18 protein-coding genes are annotated in these 17,955 nt (G+C 60.8%); 2 read left to right on the forward strand and 16 right to left on the reverse strand.

Annotated elements, in window-relative coordinates:
- The first annotated feature begins 168 nt into the window (after positions 1-168).
- Together sda and G485_RS0111060 are read left to right on the forward strand one after the other, a co-directional pair.
- Positions 169-438, forward strand: coding sequence for a sporulation histidine kinase inhibitor Sda (gene sda, locus G485_RS30910; RefSeq protein ID WP_035155761.1), 270 nt, complete (start codon positions 169-171; stop codon positions 436-438).
- Between the two features lie 129 nt (positions 439-567).
- On the forward strand, positions 568-1,836 hold the full coding sequence (locus G485_RS0111060; protein WP_027092611.1) for an MDR family MFS transporter: 1,269 nt from the start codon (positions 568-570) through the stop codon (positions 1,834-1,836).
- Between the two features lie 103 nt (positions 1,837-1,939).
- Here the strand turns inward: G485_RS0111060 and G485_RS0111065 are convergent, their stop codons facing one another.
- The 16 genes from G485_RS0111065 to hisG all read right to left on the reverse strand — a co-directional run bounded on the left by G485_RS0111065 (position 1,940) and on the right by hisG (position 17,616).
- Positions 1,940-2,701: an SIMPL domain-containing protein gene (locus G485_RS0111065; RefSeq protein WP_027092612.1), complete on the reverse strand. Its 762-nt coding sequence runs from the start codon at positions 2,699-2,701 to the stop codon at positions 1,940-1,942.
- A gap of 177 nt (positions 2,702-2,878) precedes the next feature.
- On the reverse strand, positions 2,879-3,148 hold the full coding sequence (locus tag G485_RS0111070) for an HPr family phosphocarrier protein (RefSeq protein WP_027092613.1): 270 nt from the start codon (positions 3,146-3,148) through the stop codon (positions 2,879-2,881).
- Between the two features lie 102 nt (positions 3,149-3,250).
- Positions 3,251-4,186 (reverse strand): DNA-binding protein WhiA, encoded by a 936-nt coding sequence (gene whiA / locus G485_RS0111075; protein ID WP_027092614.1) that lies wholly within the window; start codon positions 4,184-4,186, stop codon positions 3,251-3,253.
- A 7-nt stretch (positions 4,187-4,193) separates the two neighbouring features.
- Positions 4,194-5,186, reverse strand: a complete 993-nt coding sequence (locus tag G485_RS0111080) for a gluconeogenesis factor YvcK family protein (protein WP_027092615.1) — start codon at positions 5,184-5,186, stop codon at positions 4,194-4,196.
- A gap of 9 nt (positions 5,187-5,195) precedes the next feature.
- Positions 5,196-6,086 (reverse strand): RNase adapter RapZ, encoded by an 891-nt coding sequence (gene rapZ, locus G485_RS0111085; RefSeq protein WP_027092616.1) that lies wholly within the window; start codon positions 6,084-6,086, stop codon positions 5,196-5,198.
- A gap of 120 nt (positions 6,087-6,206) precedes the next feature.
- Complete coding sequence (locus G485_RS0111090; protein ID WP_035155765.1) at positions 6,207-7,160, reverse strand: ROK family glucokinase; 954 nt, start codon at positions 7,158-7,160, stop codon at positions 6,207-6,209.
- Positions 7,161-7,361: 201 nt separating this feature from the next.
- Positions 7,362-8,312, reverse strand: coding sequence for a thioredoxin-disulfide reductase (gene trxB, locus G485_RS0111100; protein WP_027092618.1), 951 nt, complete (start codon positions 8,310-8,312; stop codon positions 7,362-7,364).
- Positions 8,313-8,403: 91 nt separating this feature from the next.
- Positions 8,404-10,155, reverse strand: a complete 1,752-nt coding sequence (locus tag G485_RS0111105) for a tetratricopeptide repeat protein (protein WP_027092619.1) — start codon at positions 10,153-10,155, stop codon at positions 8,404-8,406.
- 157 nt (positions 10,156-10,312) lie between these two features.
- Positions 10,313-11,266: a ribose-phosphate diphosphokinase gene (locus G485_RS0111110; protein ID WP_035155766.1), complete on the reverse strand. Its 954-nt coding sequence runs from the start codon at positions 11,264-11,266 to the stop codon at positions 10,313-10,315.
- Between the two features lie 221 nt (positions 11,267-11,487).
- Positions 11,488-12,150, reverse strand: coding sequence for a bifunctional phosphoribosyl-AMP cyclohydrolase/phosphoribosyl-ATP diphosphatase HisIE (hisIE, locus tag G485_RS26050; RefSeq protein WP_035155769.1), 663 nt, complete (start codon positions 12,148-12,150; stop codon positions 11,488-11,490).
- Positions 12,147-12,905, reverse strand: coding sequence for an imidazole glycerol phosphate synthase subunit HisF (hisF, locus tag G485_RS0111125; RefSeq protein WP_027092621.1), 759 nt, complete (start codon positions 12,903-12,905; stop codon positions 12,147-12,149). The genes hisIE and hisF overlap by 4 nt, the downstream gene beginning before the upstream one ends.
- Before the next feature lie 593 nt (positions 12,906-13,498).
- Entirely contained in the window at positions 13,499-14,239 is a 741-nt protein-coding gene (hisA, locus tag G485_RS0111130) for a 1-(5-phosphoribosyl)-5-[(5-phosphoribosylamino)methylideneamino]imidazole-4-carboxamide isomerase (RefSeq protein ID WP_027092622.1), read from the reverse strand.
- Between the two features lie 142 nt (positions 14,240-14,381).
- Entirely contained in the window at positions 14,382-15,008 is a 627-nt protein-coding gene (gene hisH / locus G485_RS0111135) for an imidazole glycerol phosphate synthase subunit HisH (RefSeq protein ID WP_027092623.1), read from the reverse strand.
- 1 nt (position 15,009) lies between these two features.
- Complete coding sequence (gene hisB / locus G485_RS0111140; RefSeq protein WP_027092624.1) at positions 15,010-15,606, reverse strand: imidazoleglycerol-phosphate dehydratase HisB; 597 nt, start codon at positions 15,604-15,606, stop codon at positions 15,010-15,012.
- On the reverse strand, positions 15,603-16,892 hold the full coding sequence (hisD, locus tag G485_RS0111145; RefSeq protein WP_027092625.1) for a histidinol dehydrogenase: 1,290 nt from the start codon (positions 16,890-16,892) through the stop codon (positions 15,603-15,605). The genes hisB and hisD overlap by 4 nt, the downstream gene beginning before the upstream one ends.
- An 82-nt stretch (positions 16,893-16,974) precedes the next feature.
- A complete protein-coding gene (gene hisG, locus G485_RS0111150; protein WP_027092626.1) occupies positions 16,975-17,616 on the reverse strand; it encodes an ATP phosphoribosyltransferase in 642 nt (213 codons plus the stop codon).
- Positions 17,617-17,955: the final 339 nt, after the last annotated feature.

Here is a 17,955-nt window from a genome sequence, read left to right on the forward strand (position 1 = left end):
TTGTCCGGGAGCCATAACATATTCTCGCACGCTTGTCAACATAAATTCAAAACTCTGAATCCCCCCTCTTCTAATTCGTCCGCACGTGATATGCTACGTTAAAGAAACATTCCATAAACAACCATATCTAGCTACCCACTAGAAATACCGCAAAGGGGGGATCCCCACATGAGTCGCCACTCTCAATCGATTCGCCCGGTCCCGCGCGCAAGGAGCGTCTCGCCCTTCCCGGCCGGAACGAATCAGGAAGCGGACTTTCCGAACATGGTTGCCGCGCGAAACCTCAGCGACAAGGCGTCGCTGCTTCGCCCTCTTAAAGACGAGCACTTGTTGGAAGTGTACCGTGAGGCCAAGAAGATGAACTTATCCTCCGAATTTATCGAGCTGTTGGAGGATGCAATCGAGCTGCGCCAGTTGGAGCACCGGTTGAAGGCATAACGACATACGACTTGCATTTGCGCGTCTTCTGTGGAAGGCGTCTTTTTTTTGCTCTTTTTTCCACTTGAAAACGAACGCGTGTTTGGATTATGATGTATGGATATTTTCCTGATGGAGAGCGTACTTTTTATGAAGTTAAAAGATTGGGACCTTAACCTTAAAATTCGCCTGGGTGGGGAGACGGCCGCAAACATTCTGTTCTGGACGTTCTTCCCTTACTTGTCCATTTCCTTCTCGGAGTCGTTCGGCAAAAGCTGGGCCGGCGTGCTGCTCGTGCTGTCGCAGGTGGTGTCCGTCTTCGCCAACTTGCTCGGGGGCTACTGCGCGGACCGGTTCGGGCGGAAAAAAATGATGGTGATCGCCTCGGTCGGCCAAGGGGGCGGCTACGGCATTTTCGCCTTGGCCTCGACGCCCTGGCTCGACCTGCCGGCGGTCGGCTTCGCCGGGTTCGCCATCGCCAGTCTGTTCGGCTCGATCTATTGGCCGGCCAGCCAGGCGATGGTGGCGGACGTCGTGCCGGAGAAGGAGCAGTCCGCCGTCTTCGCGATTTTCTATACGTCCTCCAACATCGCGGTCGTCATCGGCCCCTTGCTCGGCTCGCTGCTGTATGTCAACTACCCGTCCGCCGTTCTGGGGGCTGCCGGCCTCTTCTGCGTGCTGCTCGCCCTGCTGCTGAGCCGCAAGCTGACCGAGACGCGGCCGAGCGGCGGGGCCGATCCGGCCGGAAGACGCGAAGCGGTCTGGTATCGGGCTGTCTGGACCCAGCTGTCCGAGTACCGCGTCATTGCGTCCGACCGCGTCTTCCTCCTGTATGTCGTGGCCGGCGTCGTGCTGTCCCAGACGTTTATGCAGCTCGATCTGTTGTTCCCGGTGTTCCTCAAAGACACGGTTTCCGCCGTATCCGTCTTCCCCGGCGGCTCCTGGAACCTGCAGTTGTCCGGAGAGCGGCTGTTCGGCTTCCTTCTCTCGGAGAACGGCCTGCTCGTCGCCTTGTTTACGGTGCTCGTCACCCGCTGGATGAACGGGCTGCGCGACCGCTACGTGTTTATCGGCAGCTCGCTTGTCTACGCCGCGAGCATCTTCCTGTTCGGGCAGATGTCCACATTCTGGGGCTTTGCCGCCATGATGGCCTTGTTCACGCTGGGGGAACTCATGTCCGCCGGTCCCCAGCAGACGTTCATCGCCCGGCTGGCTCCGGACCATATGCGCGGCCAATATTACGCGGCGGGCAGCCTTCGCTACACGCTCGGCCGCACGATCGCGCCGCTGTCGATTCCGCTCAGCGAGGGAATCGGCTATACGCCGACGTTCGGGCTGCTGGCGGTTCTCTCGATCGTCTCCGCCTTGCTGTACCATCTGATGTTCAATTGGCACGAGAAGCCGTCGCCCGCCTCGTGACCGGCCGGTAAGGCGCCGCAGCACTCCGGACTTTCCAGCCGCCGCAACGCAACGAAGGCCGGCCCCGACATTCGGGACCGGCCCTCGTTTTACTCGACACCGTTTATTTCATCGCGTACTGAACCGTCACGCTGACTTTAATCTCGATCTGCCCGCTCTGTACCGAGGTGGCGGGGGACTTCGCCGCCGTGTCGAACATGGCCTTAGACTCCGCTGCGGTTTGAACGATCGGAATCGACGCCGCGTTGCCCTGTACGATGTTGATGACATTGCCGAGCTGCCGCTTCGCGGAAGACGCGAGCACGCCCGCCTTCGCGTCCGCGTTCGCCATCGCCTTCTTCAACGCCTCGAGCTCGTACTGCTCCTGCTTCTCCGTACCGAACGTTACGCCGTACATTCGATTCGCTCCGGCCGTCGACAGCGCGTCAAGCAGCTTGCCGATGTCGGCGAGCTTGCGGTAGGTCACCTTGAGCTCGTGGTCGGCGACGTAGCCCTTCAGCACTTGCCCGTCTTTCTCGGTGTAGTTGTACTCCGGCTGTACGTTGAAGCCCGTCGTCTGTACGTCCTTCTTCTCGATCGCAAACGTCTCGTACAGCGTCTTCTCCACGGCGGCGAACTTGTCGGCATTCGCCTGCTGCGCTTCCTGCGCCGTCTTGCCGCGGGTCTCCACGGCGAACGTCACGTAAGCGACGTCCGGCTCGACCTGGATCGAGCCGTCGGCTCCGACCGTGATCGTGTTCTGCACCGTATCCGTCGTCTCCGCCGCCACGGAACCGACCTCCCCTTTTCCTCCGAATGCGAACCAGCCGACCAGCACTGCCGCCAGCACGATCGCCGCAGCCTGCAGCCCTCGTTTCGTACCCATCCTGCCTGTCATCCCCTTTCCAAGCTTTGTCTTCTCGACGCCTCCTTTACTCTAAAAGTTGCACCTGCCGCCTGGATTTCAATAAAACTTTTCGGCTTTCCGCCCATCCCGCCATACGTCCAAAAACCCGCAAAAACGCCAAAAGCTCCCTCCCGGGAGCTTTGAGCTTCACTCGCTTTATTGGTTCTCCAGTTCTTCCTTGCTGACTAATTGGACTAAAGCGGTTACAGCCTGCTCTGCATCGGAACCTTCCGCACTGATGGATACCTCAGTGCCCGAGCTGATCGCCAGGCTCATGATCCCCATGATGCTCTTGGCGTTAACCTTCTTGTCGTCCTTCTCCACGAAGACGTCGGAGGAGAATTTATTGGCTTCTTGAACGAATAAAGCCGCCGGTCTGGCGTGAAGCCCCGTTTTAAGCCGAACAACCACCGGCTGTTTCGTCATGGAACGGATACCCCCTATCTTTGTTCATCGTCCCGTTGCCGGGACCCGCCGTGCATGGTCTGTCATCTATTATAGCATTGTTCCGAACCATTACGCCAGACGCTACGACCCGCCGTTCCGGATTTTTTCGGCCCACTCGTCAATTTTGCGCAGACGGTGGTTCACGCCCGATTTGCTGACTTGGCCTTTCAGCAGATCGCCGACTTCCTTCAGGTTCAAATCGGGATGCTTGAGCCGGATTTCGGCCACTTCGCGCAGCTTCTCGGGCAAATTCTCCAATCCGACTTCTTTCTCCAGCAGCTTGATGTTGTCGATTTGCCGGACCGCCGCCCCGATCGTCTTGTTCAAATTCGCCGTCTCGCAGTTGACGATCCGGTTGACCGAATTGCGCATATCCCGCATAATCCGGACGTCCTCGAATTTGAACAGCGCCTGGTGTGCGCCGATAATGCTCAGAAATTCGATGATCTTCTCGCCTTCCTTGATGTAGAGGATGAACCCCTTCTTCCGCTCGATGAATCTGGCGTTCAGATGGAACTTGTTCGCCAGCTCGACGAGCGCACGGCAATGCTCCTCGTACATGGAGGCGATCTCCAGGTGATAAGACGAACCTTCCGGATTGTTGACCGATCCGCCGGCGAGGAAAGCGCCTCTCAGGTAAGCGCGCTTGCAGCAAGGCTTGCGGATCAGCTCCTTGTCAATGGAAGGGTGGAACTGGAACCCGGCGCCGGCGATCTTCAATTCGGACAGCAGCTGCTCGACCCCGACGGGGACGCGAACCATGTAGACGTTGTTTTTTTTCAGCCGCATTTTTTTGCGGACGAGCAGCTCCGTCGGCACCGCGTAATGCCGCTTCAGCAGCGTGTACATGCGCCTTGCGATGGCTGCGTTCTCGGTGGAGATGTCGAGCACGATGCGCTTGTTGGTTAGCTGCACCGAGCCGTTCATCCGGATGAGCGCGGACAGCTCCGCCCTTTCACAGCACGGTTCCGCTTCGACCATCGTAAGCTCTTTCTTGGTTTGCGCCGCGAAGGACACGGCCCACTCACCCCTTTCTCTGCATCCAATCCGAGACCAGCTGGTAAATGTGCTGACTGAGCTTGGAAGCGTCGTGACGAAGATAAGTCCGGAACAGCACAAGCGTGTCGGCGATCACTTTGTATCCCCGTCGGGTCACTTCCTCCATGTCCACGTGAACGGCCCGGGAGCCCTTCTCCGCGTACATTTGGTGAACCTGGGTCGGAATTTCCCCGTCGTTGACGATGACGTAATCGAACAGTTGATGACCGATGTGCGCCTGAATGGCGTCCAAATGATTGCTGACGGTATAATTGTCGGTTTCCCCGGGCTGCGTCATCACGTTGCAGACGAAAATTTTGACCGCGTCGCTGCGAACGATCGCTTCCGCCAGCTTGGGCACGAGCAGGTTCGGAATGATGCTGGTGTACAAGCTGCCGGGACCCATCAGAATGGCGTCCGCCTGTTCGATCGCTTGCACCGCTTCCGGCAGCGGTTCGACTTCGGCCGGTTCGATGAATACCCGTTTGATGGAGCCGCCCGCCTTCGGGATGGACGATTCGCCCACGACGACGGTGCCGTCCGTCATCTCGGCCTTGAGCACAATCGCTTGATTCGCTGCGGGAAGCACGCGGCCCCGGACGGCCAGCACGCGGCTGAGCTCCCTGACCCCCGCGACAAAATCGCCCGCAATGTCGGTCATCGCCGCTAGAATTAGGTTGCCCAAACTATGGCCCGCCAGACCTTTCCCGTTGTTAAAACGGTAAGAAAGCATATCGGCCAGCAGCGGCTCCGCATCGGCCAGCGCCGTCAGCACGCTGCGGATGTCGCCCGGAGGAGGCATCTGCATCTCCTCGCGGAGAATGCCGGAGCTCCCGCCGTCGTCGGCGACGGTGACGATCGCCGTAATGTCGAGCGGCTTCTGCTTGAGGCCGCGCAGCATGACGGACAGACCGGTTCCGCCGCCGATGACGACGATTCTTGGCAATCGGCCCTGGAACCCGGATGAGGTCGGATTCATCTGTTCACCTCAGCCATGGCGGTCTCGTTCGGCGTCGCGGTGGCTGACTTTCACCGTCTCCGTCTCGCTCGTGCCGAGCATGCGTCCAAGATATTCGGCCAGCGCCACCGAACGGTGCTTGCCTCCGGTGCAGCCGATTCCGATCACAATCTGGCTCTTGCCTTCCTTGTGGTATAACGGAATTAAATATTGCAGCATGTCAAGCAGCTTCCCGAGGAACGTCTGGGTCTCCTGCCACTTCATGACGTAATCGTACACTTCCGGGTCCTGTCCCGTCTTGGGCCGAAGACTGTCCACGTAATGCGGATTGGGGAGAAAACGGACGTCGAAAATCAGATCGGCGTCGATCGGAATGCCGTACTTGAAGCCGAAGGAGGTGACATTGATCGAGATCGTGCTGCGGTCCAGGTTGGAGAATCGGGAGACGATTCGCTCCTTGAGCTGGGCCGGCTTCAGGTTGCTCGTATCGATGACCTGCATGGCCCACCCTTTGAGATCCTCCAGAAGCTTGCGCTCCAATTGAATGCCGTCGAGCAGATTCCCATCCGGTGCGAGCGGATGACGGCGCCGGCTTTCCTTGTAGCGTTGAACCAGAACGGCGTCCGTCGCGTCCAGGAACAGAATTTCGTAATGAATGGAGGAGTGCTCGCGGATGTAGCCGAGCGATTCGGACAACGCGGTAAAAAACTCCCGGCCCCGCAAGTCGATGACCAGCGCGACCTTCCCGATGCGCCCTTGTGATTGGTCGATCAGCTCGGCGAACTTCGGAATGAGCACGGGCGGCAAATTGTCGACGCAGAAGTAGCCCAGGTCTTCCATGCTCTGAACGGCGATCGTCTTGCCGGCCCCCGACATCCCCGTGATGATGACGAGCGTCGGCTTGGTCAGGATCTTATCCATGACAGTCCCCTCTTCTGTTGCGAATTGGCGCCTTTGCCGGCGGCTGGCCGCCGGACTTCAAGCTCGGGTAGAACAAAGCGCCTGGCCGCCGGGACCTCGGCGAAGCAGGCGCCTCTGACGTCAAGCGTGAAGGAACAGCCCCGCCGCGCCGACGACTCCCGCATTGTTGCCCAGTTCCGCCGCGACGATATCCACTCCGGCATGCGCCCGCTCGGGAGACAGCTTGCGGAATACTTCCCGGATTTGCTCGAACAGGAACTCTCCCGCCTTGCTCACTCCGCCTCCGAGAATGAACCGCTGCGGGTTGACGACAACGGCGACGGTCGCCATCGACTTGCCGAGATAGAACGCGGCCCGGCTTACGATGCGCGCGGCCACTTCGTCCCCGGCTTTCGCCGCGTCGAACACTTCCTTGGCCATAATGTTCTCGACCATCGACAGCGAGGTGCGGTCTCCCCGCTCCACCGCGTCCTTGGCCATCCGGATGATGCCGGTCGCGGAAGAGACGGTCTCCAGGCAGCCCATCTGTCCGCAGCCGCATTGGATCGCTTCCAGATCCGGCACGACGGACATATGTCCGAGCTCGCCGGCCATGCCGCTGAACCCTTCGATGAGACGGCCGCCCACGATAATGCCGCCGCCGACTCCGGTTCCCAGCGTGTAGCAGACACAATCCGCCACCCCCTTGCCGGCTCCGCCCCAGGCTTCGCCCAGGGCGGCTACATTGGCGTCGTTGTTGATCTTGATCGGTTTGCCGAGCTGCTCTTCCATGATCCGCTTAACCGGCACGTTCTTGAACGGAAGATTCGGCGAGAAATTGATGATGCCGCCCGGAATGTCCAGGAAACCGGCAATACCGATTCCGACGCCCTGAACGTTCTCCCATTCCGGCGTGCCCGGAGGGACGAGCTCCTTGACGTATGCCGCAATGTTGTTCAGCACGGTCTCGGCGCCCTGCTCCGTCTGGGTAGGACCTTCGTGCGTGCGAATGAGCTCTCCCTCGGCGTTGCACAAACCGACTTTGATGGCGGTACCGCCCAGATCGACGCCAATGTATAAAGCTTGGGACTTCATGATGGACACCTCGAGATCGTTATGGGATAACAAATAAAACGAAAATGGATGATTCCGCCGTTGCCGGCGGACAACCGCAGCGAATCGGCTATCGAACGTCCGCGGAAAATCGGCAGCATCAAGCAAAAACGCCTTCGGCGTCTTCGGGCGGCGAAGGAGCTTTTGCTCAACACGATAAAAGGGAGCGAAGCTCCCCCGGACTTACCCTAATGAGACGCTCCAATCCTGGGTAACCGCGCCTTCCAGGAACTTCTCGCAGTCAAGCGCCGCCATACAGCCGCTGCCTGCCGCGGTAATCGCTTGCCGATATTTGTTGTCCTGCACGTCGCCGCAAGCGAAGACGCCCGGCACATTCGTCTCCGAGGATCCCGGCTTCGTAATGATGTAGCCGTGCTCGTCGGTCTCGACCTGCCCGCCCAGAAACTTCGTGTTCGGCGTATGGCCGATCGCGACGAACACGCCTTGCGCTTCGATGATTTCTTCTTCTCCGGTCTCGTTGTTGCGCACCTTCAGCCCGGTGACGCCGTTCTCGCCGGACAGCACTTCCAGCGGAGTGCGGTTCAGGCTCCAGCTGATCTTGGGGTTCTCGCGAGCGCGGTCCTGCATAATCTTCGAGGCGCGGAGTTCGTCCCGGCGATGCACCAGCGTCAGCTCGGACGCGAACCGGGTCAGGAAGTTCGCTTCTTCCATGGCGGAGTCCCCGCCCCCGACGACGATAATCTTCTTCCCGCGGAAGAAGAAGCCGTCGCAAGTGGCGCAGGTGCTGACGCCGCGGCCGACGTTGTCCTTCTCGCCGGGAATGCCCAAATATTTCGCGGAAGCTCCCGTGGAGATGATCAGCGTCTCGGCTTGCAGCGTCTCCCCGCCTTCGAGGGACAGCGTGAACGGACGCTTGGACAAGTCGACGGAGTTAATCCAGCCGGAGCGGAATTGGGCGCCGAAGCGCTCCGCTTGCTTGCGCATGTTGGCCATCAATTCCGGACCCATAATCCCTTCCGGGAATCCGGGGAAGTTCTCCACTTCGGTGGTCGTTGTCAGCTGGCCGCCCGGTTCCGGACCTTCGATGACCAGCGGATTCAGATTGGCTCGCGCCAAATAAATGGCCGCCGTCAATCCGGCAGGGCCCGTTCCGATAATAACGCTTTTGTACATCTGTCTCTCTCCTCCTCAACCTGTGGCTGGCAAACTAACTGTAATTAAAATTGTAACAGTGGAGCCTGCGATCCGCAAGCCAGCCGTGTGCTTAGCTCTGCTCCTTGAAGGTGGACAACGCCATGGACAGCTTCAGCTTCTCGCGGATGCCGCACGCTTCGTCGATGCGGTTGGCATAGCGGCTGATGCTCGCCTGCGAGGCTTCGTACCGGTTGACGAGATCGGCGTACGTGATCGTCTGCCGATGCATCTTGGCCGTCCAATATTCGAGCGCCGCCGCCCAGCCGGCTGCATTGTGCAGCTTCGGAACTTGCGGATAAACGCGCGACAGATAGTCGACCCACAGCGTCATCATATCGTGCTGCTGCACAACGTCGTAGCGCCCGGCCATCCGCTCCATCGCAATCTCCAGCACCGTCTGCCAGGCGCTGTCCCATATCGGCAGCCTGGCCGTCTTCCGGCGGGGCTCCAGCGTCAGCGTGCGGCCGCCGAACGAAACGGTGAGAGCGTCGTGTACGCCGATCGAACGGAGCACGAGCACGGCCACCCGCTTCAGCTCGTCTTCCTCCTCCGGATCGACGAGGAACGCCTTGAGCGCGTCGATGACCTCTTCGTCGGCCACCAGCCCCAAAGCTTGAATAACCTGCACCTTCGTGCGGCGGTCGCCATGGCGAAGCGCCCAGAAGAAGGAGGAGCGAATGAGCGGATCCTGCTTCAGCGCCCCCGGAACGAGCTCCGGCGACTGCTCCCACTTGCGGAACTGCTCGTCGAAGGGCAAATGGTAATGATAATGCGTCGGGGGAGCGGCCTTGCCGCTCTTCATATCCCCGAGCTTCTTCAGATAGAACGGCGGAACCTCCGATTGCGGGTCGAGCCGCTGCGCCTGAAGCCAGTACTTCTCGGCGTCGTCGAAACGCCCGATGTTGGCCGCGGCGACGGCGGCGAAATGATGCAGACTGGGCTCGCCCGCCAGCTCGCCCGAGCGAAGCAGCCGGCGGAAGTGCCGGTAAGCCTCGCGGTGTTCGCCGACAATGCCGAGCGTCGTTGCCAGCTTGAAGACGTGCTCCGGATGGAACGGAACGGTCTTCCGCAGCACCTCCAGCAGCCCGCCGAGCTGCGGGCCCTGGTTCGAATGCTGGTAGAAAATCGCCAGATTGCACAGCGCATGCAGGTTGCCGGGCTCGGCGTCGAGCACTTCGGAGATGGTCTGAATCGATTTGTCGAACAGTCCCATGTAGTAGTATGCCAATCCAAGATTGTTGCGCGCGGCCAGAAAATCAGGCTGCCGCTCGATAATTTCTTCCAGAATGCGCACCGCTTCCGCGAAGCGGCCCGCTTCCAGCAGCTCTCTGGCCCGGTCGTGCTTGTAGACGTTCTCTCTGGACTTGATCGTCGCCAGCTTCGTCGGACGGTTCAGCTCGTAATGGAGCAAGTCGAGCAGTTCGTCCGCTTCCTCCAGGAACTGCCCCTCCGGATCCGTCTCCAGATAACGGACGAGCGCATCCTCGGCGGCTTCGTACAATTCCATGTTGGCGTAATTGTTCGCCAAATAATAGTAGCACTCCGTCATCGCCGGATCGATCCGGTCCAGCACGGAACGCAAAATGTCGTTGGACTCTTCGTAACGGCCCAACTCGGAGAGGATTCCCGCCATATTGCAGTGGTTGACCGGATTGTCCGGCTCATACTCGACCGCTCGGCGGAAATACTTCAGTGCCTTGTCATAATGGAATCGGTCCAGCGACTGTACGGCCCTCTCGAAGAAGAAAGTGGCGTCGAGCGAAAACGGAATCACCTTCGGGCGTTTGTTGTTTACCGCTTGCTTGCGCTTACGCTGATTCATAGACAAGGCACCTCCCCGGTCGTCTCGTGTCGTTTGCAGCTCCGGCCGCGCCGGAGATACGTCAACCCGATTATAACACAGCGCGCGCCATCCATAAAACAAAAACACCGCTTCGCGGAGGAAGCGGCGACTAGGAGCAAATGAGTACGGGATGGTATTAAACGCCTTTGGTCTTGAACAGCGTGCTGATCGAGCCGCCCTCCATAATGATGCGGATCGCTTCCGCAAGCAACGGCGCGACGGACAACGTCTTGAACCGGGGAGAGCAATCCCGCGGCAATTGAATCGAGTCGGTGACGACGACTTCCCGGATATGGGGGTGGTCAAGCTTCCGCAGCGCGTCTCCGGAGAACAGCGGATGGGTCGCGCAGACGAAGACGTCCTCGGCGCCGCGTTCCTTCAGGCTCTCCACGACGTTGACGATCGTCGTGCCGGTGTCGATCAGGTCTTCGATAATGATCGGAGTCTGGCCTTCGACATCCCCGATGACGTGGGTAATGACCGATTCGTTGTGCCCCGGGCGCTTCTTGATCATGATGGCGAAGGGAGAATCCAGCTGGTTCGCCAGCTTCTCGGCCGTGGAAGCTCTTCCGGCGTCCGGAGAGACGACGACGGGCCGGGCGATGTTCTTCGCCTTCAAGTAGTCGCTGATCAGATCCAGCGCGGTCAGATGGTCGACCGGGATGTTGAAGAAGCCTTGGATCGCCGCCGCATGCAGGTCGATCGTCACGACCCGTTGCGCGCCGACCGTCGTGAGCACGTCCGCCACCATCTTCGCCGAGATCGGCTCGCGCGGGGCCGCCTTCCGTTCCTGCCGGGCGTATCCGTAGTACGGCAGCACTACCGTGATCGTCCGGGCGGATGCGCGCTTCGCCGCGTCGATCATCACCAGCAGTTCGACAAAAAATTCGTTGATGGGATGAGACAGGGACTGAACGAGGAACACGTCGCAATTGCGGATCGTCTCCTCATAGTGAACGTAGACTTCCCCGCTCTTGAAACGGGAAAGCTTGATTTTCCCCAGCGGCAACCCGAGTTGGTCGGCGATATTCTCGGCCAGTAACGGATTCGAGGACCCTGAGAAAATGCGAAGCTTGCTGCTGCTGTACATGCGCCCCTCCAGAAAGATCGGTCGACTCGCGTCATTTTACACAAATCGACTTCATTATACATGAGTTCCGGGAAGATTCCAAAGCCGGTATCGTCCCGATTGGGCCAGTCAGAAACCGTTAGCGGCGGAATTCCGGACCTTTTCCATCTCTTCCCGACGCTGGTCCCCCCGCAACGGGACGAAGCGCGCCCGAAGCCGGACGCGCTTTGATTTCAAGCGGCTTAGTTTTTCTTGACGGGCTTGCGGTGACGGAATTCAAGCTCCTCCATCACATCGTCGAGCGGAATGTTCTGTTGCCGGAGCAGCACCAACAAGTGGAAAATCAGATCCGCGGCTTCGCTGCGAATTTCCTGCTTGTCGCCGTTTTTGCCGCCGATAATGACTTCCGCCGTCTCTTCGCCGATCTTCTTCAAAATTTTGTCGAGACCTTTGTCGAAAAGATACGTCGTATACGAGCCCTCCGGGCGTTCGGCCTCGCGCTTCGCGATCGTCGCCTCGAGCGCGCTGAGCGCGGCGAAGCGGTCCGGCTGGGGCCGGCTCTCCGGCGGGAGCTCTCCGTCGGCGTCGCGATAGAAGCAGCTATATGCGCCCGTATGGCAGGCCGCGCCGTTCTGCCGCACCAGCACAAGCAGCGTGTCGCCGTCGCAGTCGTAGCGCAGCGATTGGATGCGCTGCGTATGGCCGGATGTCGCCCCCTTATGCCACAGCTCCCCGCGGGAGCGGCTCCAGAACCAGGTCTCGCCGCTTTCAAGCGACTTCCGCAGCGATTCCCGGTTCATATAGGCGAGCATCAGCACTTCCTTGCTGACGGCGTCCTGCACGATAGCGGGGACGAGGCCGTCGCCGTTCCATTTGATTTGGTCCATAAGCGCGAATTCCGTCATCGCACGTTCACTCCTTGCGTCCGGAGAGCGTCCTTGACTTCCCGGATCGTCACTTCTTTGTAGTGGAAAATGCTCGCCGCCAGCGCGGCGTCCGCTTGCCCTTCCGCGAAGACGTCGGCAAAGTGCCCGGCGTTCCCCGCTCCGCCCGACGCGATCACGGGGATGCCGACGCTGCCGGATACCGCCTTCGTCAGCGCCAGATCGAAGCCGTCCTTCGTGCCGTCGGCGTCCATGCTGGTGAGCAGCAGTTCCCCTGCGCCCCGGCGTTCGGCTTCCTTCGCCCACTCCAGCGCCTTGATTCCCGTCGGATTCCGGCCGCCGTGCGTGAACACTTCCCATTCGCCCCATTCGGCGTTGAACTTCGCATCGATGGCGACGACGATGCACTGCGCGCCGAACATGCGCGCCCCGTCCTCGATGAGGCCGGGCTGGCGGATCGCCGCCGTGTTGATGCCGATCTTGTCCGCGCCCGCGCGGAGCAGCCGCTTCATGTCGTCGACGGAAGAGATGCCCCCGCCGACGGTGAACGGAATCGTGATCTCGCCGGCGGTGCGCCGCACGACTTCGATCATCGTGGCCCGGCCTTCGACCGAAGCCGATATGTCGAGAAACACGAGCTCGTCGGCGCCCTCGCGGTCGTAAATCGCCGCCAGCTCCACCGGATCGCCCGCGTCCCGCAAATTGACGAAGTTGACGCCTTTGACGACACGCCCGTCCTTGACGTCCAGGCACGGGATAATTCTTTTCGCCAGCATCGGGACAACCCTCCTTTCTCCTCTGCCCGCGGTTTCGGCCGTTCGCCCGTCCGTGTCCTAGCGCCGCTTGGCTCCATTGGCCGCCTTATGGCGGCATTTCCGTCTATGTGAGGAACTCAGTTACTCTCTTTCGCCGACTCCTCCGCATTTCCGCTAATGTGAGGAATCCAGTTACTCTCTTTCGATCGCCGCGCCGCATTCCCGTCAGTTCGTTCCCGGCTGGTCCCTGCCCGTAGCGAGATCTTGCCCAGCGGGAGCCAATCGCTAACGGACATTCAGTCCGCTATTTGCCCAAAAATCGATGTTTTGACGCGCTAACGGACACGGGTTCCGCTATCCTTCGAATTTTCCTCGCTTGGGGCTCAGTTTGAAGCAAATAACGGATCCTGTGTCCGTTAAATTTCAGAACGGCCTTCCAGGCGGGAAATAACGGATCCTATGTCCGTTACAGCCAGAGTCGGTGCCGATCTATTCGGCGTCCCTGACCGTGAATAAGCTCTGCGTGAACAACTCGTCAATTGACTGACCGCCGTCGTACCACCCCACACTTTCGCGTGGGAGCTGCGTACGGTATCGGCAATCTGCTGCGTCCGTCAATTCTTCCCGCCGAACCGGCGTACCGCTTCCGCCAACTGAATCGTTCCCGTATACAGCGCCTTCCCGACGATCGCGCCGCCGACGCCGTCCCGGGCGTGTCCCGCCAGCCGCTCCAAATCCTCCGGCTTGCTGACGCCGCCCGATGCGATCACCGTACGGCCGGACACTTGCGCCAGGCGGACGATCGCTTCGACGTTCGGTCCGCTCATCATGCCGTCGCGGGAGATGTCGGTGAAAATAAACGTCTCCGCCCCTTCCGCCGCAAGCTGAACCGCCAGATCCTCGGCTTTCACCTCGGATGTCTCCAACCAGCCGCGGGTGGCGACACGTCCGTCGCGCGCGTCGATGCCGATCGCCACCTTCGAGCCGTGCTTCTGCAAGACGCGCTTCACGAACTCGCGATCCTCGATCGCCGCCGTTCCCAGAATGACGCGCGACACGCCGAGCCCCAGCAAGCGGTCGACATCCGCCTCCGTGCGGAGTCCTCCGCCGACCTGCACCGGCACCTGCACGGCCGAGGCGATCGTGCCGATCAGTTTGTCGTTGACGGGATGCCCCGCTTTGGCGCCGTCCAGATCGACGAGGTGCACCCATTGGCCGCCCTGGGCCTCCCAGTCTTTCGCGACCGCGACGGGGTCCTCGTTATAAACGGTCTCCCGGTTATAATCGCCCTGCACCAGGCGAACGCACTTGCCGCCCCTGATGTCGATGGCGGGATAGATAATAAAGTTGGCCATCCTTCGCCTGAACCTCCCTATGTCAATCAACGCGCATGGTTGCGCTGGCCACGCCGCCTGGCCCTTCAACAAGACGGTTTTTTCCGCTTGTTCCGCCGGCCGCGGCGCCCATACGCCACAACGAGCGTGCTCGCGCCCTCGATCAGCCCGCCCGGTCGCCCGCCGCCGCATCGACCAGCGCCACGAACCGTCCGAGCAGCGCCATGCCGAGCTCGCCGCTTTTCTCCGGGTGGAACTGCATGCCGAACACCGACCCGCGTCCGACGATCGCCGACACCGGTTGATGGTAATCCGTCGTCGCCAGCAGATCTTCCCGCCGCTCGGGCAGCGCATGGTAGGAGTGGACGAAGTAGACGTGCCCGGGCGTCAGGCCCTCGAACAGCGGGCTGTCTTGCAGGAACGACAGCTCGTTCCAACCCATATGGGGAACCTTATAGTTCCCTTGGAACCGAACGACCCGCCCCGGCAGCAGCCCGAGCCCCTCGTGCGTCCCGTGCTCCTCGCTCTCGTCGAACAGCAGCTGCATGCCCAGGCAAATGCCGAGCAGCGGCTTGCCCGTCGCGGCGAACGCCTTCACCGTCGCGTCCAGCCCCGTCTCGCGCAAATTGCGCATCGCATCGCCGAACGCGCCGACGCCCGGCAAGATCGCCCCGTCCGCGGCCAGAATCGCCTCCGGCGACGACGTGACGACCGCCTCGCGCCCGAGACGCTCCACCGCTTTGCTCACGCTGTGGAGATTGCCCATGCCGTAATCGATGATCGCGATCATCTTACAGCACTCCCTTCGTGGAAGGCACGCCTTTCACGCGGGGATCGATCGAGGTCGCCTCGTCGATGGCGCGTCCGAGCGCCTTGAACACCGCCTCGATCATATGGTGCGTGTTGCGCCCGTAGTGCACGATGACGTGCAGCGTAATCCGCGCCTCCAACGCCAGCTTCCACAGAAATTCGTGCACCAGCTCCACGCTGAAGCTGCCGACCTGCGCCGAAGGGTATTCCGCCCGATACTCGAAATGCGGCCGGTTGCTCACATCGATCACCACTTGCGCCAGCGCCTCGTCCATCGGCACGAACACGCTCGCGTAGCGCTTGATGCCGGCTTTGTCCCCGAGCGCTTCACGCAGCGTCTGGCCGAGGCAAATGCCGATGTCCTCCACCGTATGATGATCGTCGATGTCCACGTCGCCGCGGGCTTCCACGTTCAGATCGAACTGGCCGTGCTTCGCGAACAGATCCAGCATATGATTGAGGAACGGGACGTCCGTCTCGATATGGACCGAACCGGTTCCGTCCAAGCCGAAGCTCAGCTTGATGTCCGTCTCGTTCGTTTTGCGGGCCACTTGGGCCGTACGCCCTCCAACAGTCATTTCGCTTCTCCACCTTCCAATCGGATTTCCACCGCTCTCGCGTGGGCTTCGAGCCCTTCGTGTCTGGCCAGAGCGGCGATGCCCGCCGCATCCCGCAGCAGCGCCTCCCGGCTGTATCGGATCAAGCTCGACTTTTTCACGAAGTCGTCCACGTTCAGCGGAGAAGAGAACCGCGCGGTTCCGTTCGTCGGCAAAATGTGGTTCGGCCCGGCGAAATAATCGCCGACCGGCTCGGAGCTGTACGGTCCGAGGAAAATCGCGCCCGCGTTCTCGATGCCGCCCAGCAGCGCCTGCGGGTCTTCCGTAATCACTTCCAGATGCTCCGGCGCGAGCTTGTTCACGACCGCCACCCCTTCGGCCAGGTCGGCTACCGTCAGAATCGCGCCGTACTGCGCTAGCGACGCCTCCGCGATGTCGCGCCGGGGCAGCGTCGCGACTTGGCGGTCCAGCTCGGCCGCCACCGCTGCCGCGAGCCGCTCCGACGGCGTCACGAGCACCGCCGACGCCATCTCGTCATGCTCCGCCTGCGACAGCATATCCGCGGCCACGAACCGCGGATCCGCGCTGTCGTCGGCCAGCACGACGATCTCGCTCGGCCCGGCGATGCTGTCGATGTCGACCGCGCCGAACACGGCGCGCTTCGCCAGCGCCACGTAGATATTGCCGGGCCCGCAAATTTTATCGACGGCGGGAATGCTCGCCGTCCCGTACGCCAGCGCGGCAATCGCCTGCGCGCCGCCGACCCGGTACATCTCGGTCACGCCCGCCTCGGCGGCCGCGACCAGGATGTACGGGTCGATGCCTTCCCTGCCGCCGGTCGCCGGCGGCGTCACGAGCGCGATCTCCGGCACGCCGGCCACCTTCGCCGGCAGCACGTTCATGAGCACGGACGACGGATAGGCCGCCTTGCCGCCCGGCACGTAAAGGCCGACCCGCTTCAGCGGGCGCAGCACCATGCCGAGCATCGTCCCATCCGGCGACACGTCCATCCACGACGACCGCTTCTGCTTCTCGTGGAACGCCGTGATGTTCGCCGCCGCCTGACGCAGCGCCGTCAGAAACTCCGGCTCCACGCGGTCGTACGCGGCCGCGATCTCCTCAGGCGTCACCTTGAGCTGCTCCGGCCGCAGCTTCACCTTGTCGAGGCGCTCCGTGTACCGAAGCAGCGCTTCGTCGCCTTCGCGGCGAACCGCGTCGACAATTTCGCGGACCGCCTCGTTCTGCTCGGGCGTGCCGTATTCGCTCTCCCGTTCCAAGCGGAATCCGCTGGCCGAACCGATATACATCTCCTTCAGACCTCCCCGGCCGCTCGCCTTCCTTCTTCGCGAACGGCGCTTCTCTATATGCGTCCTATTTCCAGGTGCTGTCCTAGTTCTGAACCGCGGCGATCATTCGCCCGAGACGGTCGCACAGCCCCTGGATGGCGTTGTTTTGCATCCGATAGCTGACGCGGTTGGCGATGAGCCGGCTGGTGACCGCGAACATCGTCTCCATCTCGACCAGCCCGTTCTCCCTCAGCGTCTGCCCCGTCTCGACCATATCGACGATCCGGTCCGCCAGACCGATCAGCGGGGCCAGCTCGATCGAGCCGTTCAGCTTGATCACTTCCACCTGCTGGCCGCGCTCGCGGAAATATTGCGAAGCGACGTTCGGATACTTGGTCGCCACGCGGGGATGAATGACCGGCTTCCAGCCCGGCAATCCGATGACGGACATCCGGCACTTCGCGATCCCCAGATCAAGCAGTTCGTACACGTCCTTGTTCTCTTCCATCAGGACGTCCTTGCCGACGATGCCGATGTCCGCCACACCGTATTCCACGTAAGTCGGCACGTCGACCGGCTTCGCCATAATAAACTCCATGTTCGCTTCGGGAACCGGAATAATGAGCCGGCGCGAATCGTCGAAGTCTTCGGGAATGGGCAGTCCCGCTTGACGGAACAGCTTGCTCGCCTGCTTGTAAATCCGCCCCTTGGGCATCGCCACCTTCAAAACGCCCTGTTCCGTCATGGCCGCCCCTCCTTGTATGCTAAGAGCAGCTCCTGATTTAAGGGTTGCTCTTATGATTTTGTACCTTGAAAATTGAATAATTTTGTCCCGGTGGAGGAAGCAGCCCAAGCGAAGCGCGGGAGCGACCCGTAGGGACGAAAAAAGGTGTTTACGATACTGGGCTGTCCTTGGGAAAATGCCAATAGGTGCTACCGACGGGAATATTCCTTCTCCTCCTGTAGACTCGATCATTCGGGTTCTACCAAGTTAGAGTGTTTCCTTGGCCTCTTCCGTATTTTCCAACACGCTGACTGTATCCCGCGCGTCGCCATCTCTTCCGCATAGCAGAGGAAGGTTCGT

The organism is Cohnella thermotolerans DSM 17683 (assembly GCF_000429825.1).
GTDB lineage: Bacteria > Bacillota > Bacilli > Paenibacillales > Paenibacillaceae > Cohnella > Cohnella thermotolerans.

Coding starts and splice junctions, on each gene's coding strand:
- G485_RS0111065 (WP_027092612.1), bottom strand. CDS start 2,701: ATGGGTACGAAACGAGGGCTGCAGGCTGCGGCGATCGTGCTGGCGGCA.
- G485_RS0111070 (WP_027092613.1), bottom strand. CDS start 3,148: ATGACGAAACAGCCGGTGGTTGTTCGGCTTAAAACGGGGCTTCACGCC.
- sda (WP_035155761.1), top strand. CDS start 169: ATGAGTCGCCACTCTCAATCGATTCGCCCGGTCCCGCGCGCAAGGAGC.
- rapZ (WP_027092616.1), bottom strand. CDS start 6,086: ATGGATAAGATCCTGACCAAGCCGACGCTCGTCATCATCACGGGGATG.
- G485_RS0111080 (WP_027092615.1), bottom strand. CDS start 5,186: ATGAATCCGACCTCATCCGGGTTCCAGGGCCGATTGCCAAGAATCGTC.
- hisH (WP_027092623.1), bottom strand. CDS start 15,008: ATGATCGCGATCATCGATTACGGCATGGGCAATCTCCACAGCGTGAGC.
- hisIE (WP_035155769.1), bottom strand. CDS start 12,150: ATGACGGAATTCGCGCTTATGGACCAAATCAAATGGAACGGCGACGGC.
- hisB (WP_027092624.1), bottom strand. CDS start 15,606: ATGACTGTTGGAGGGCGTACGGCCCAAGTGGCCCGCAAAACGAACGAG.
- G485_RS0111060 (WP_027092611.1), top strand. CDS start 568: ATGAAGTTAAAAGATTGGGACCTTAACCTTAAAATTCGCCTGGGTGGG.
- hisA (WP_027092622.1), bottom strand. CDS start 14,239: ATGGCCAACTTTATTATCTATCCCGCCATCGACATCAGGGGCGGCAAG.
- G485_RS0111110 (WP_035155766.1), bottom strand. CDS start 11,266: ATGTACAGCAGCAGCAAGCTTCGCATTTTCTCAGGGTCCTCGAATCCG.
- hisD (WP_027092625.1), bottom strand. CDS start 16,892: ATGTATATCGGTTCGGCCAGCGGATTCCGCTTGGAACGGGAGAGCGAA.
- trxB (WP_027092618.1), bottom strand. CDS start 8,312: ATGTACAAAAGCGTTATTATCGGAACGGGCCCTGCCGGATTGACGGCG.
- G485_RS0111090 (WP_035155765.1), bottom strand. CDS start 7,160: ATGAAGTCCCAAGCTTTATACATTGGCGTCGATCTGGGCGGTACCGCC.
- G485_RS0111105 (WP_027092619.1), bottom strand. CDS start 10,155: ATGAATCAGCGTAAGCGCAAGCAAGCGGTAAACAACAAACGCCCGAAG.
- hisF (WP_027092621.1), bottom strand. CDS start 12,905: ATGCTGGCGAAAAGAATTATCCCGTGCCTGGACGTCAAGGACGGGCGT.
- hisG (WP_027092626.1), bottom strand. CDS start 17,616: ATGACGGAACAGGGCGTTTTGAAGGTGGCGATGCCCAAGGGGCGGATT.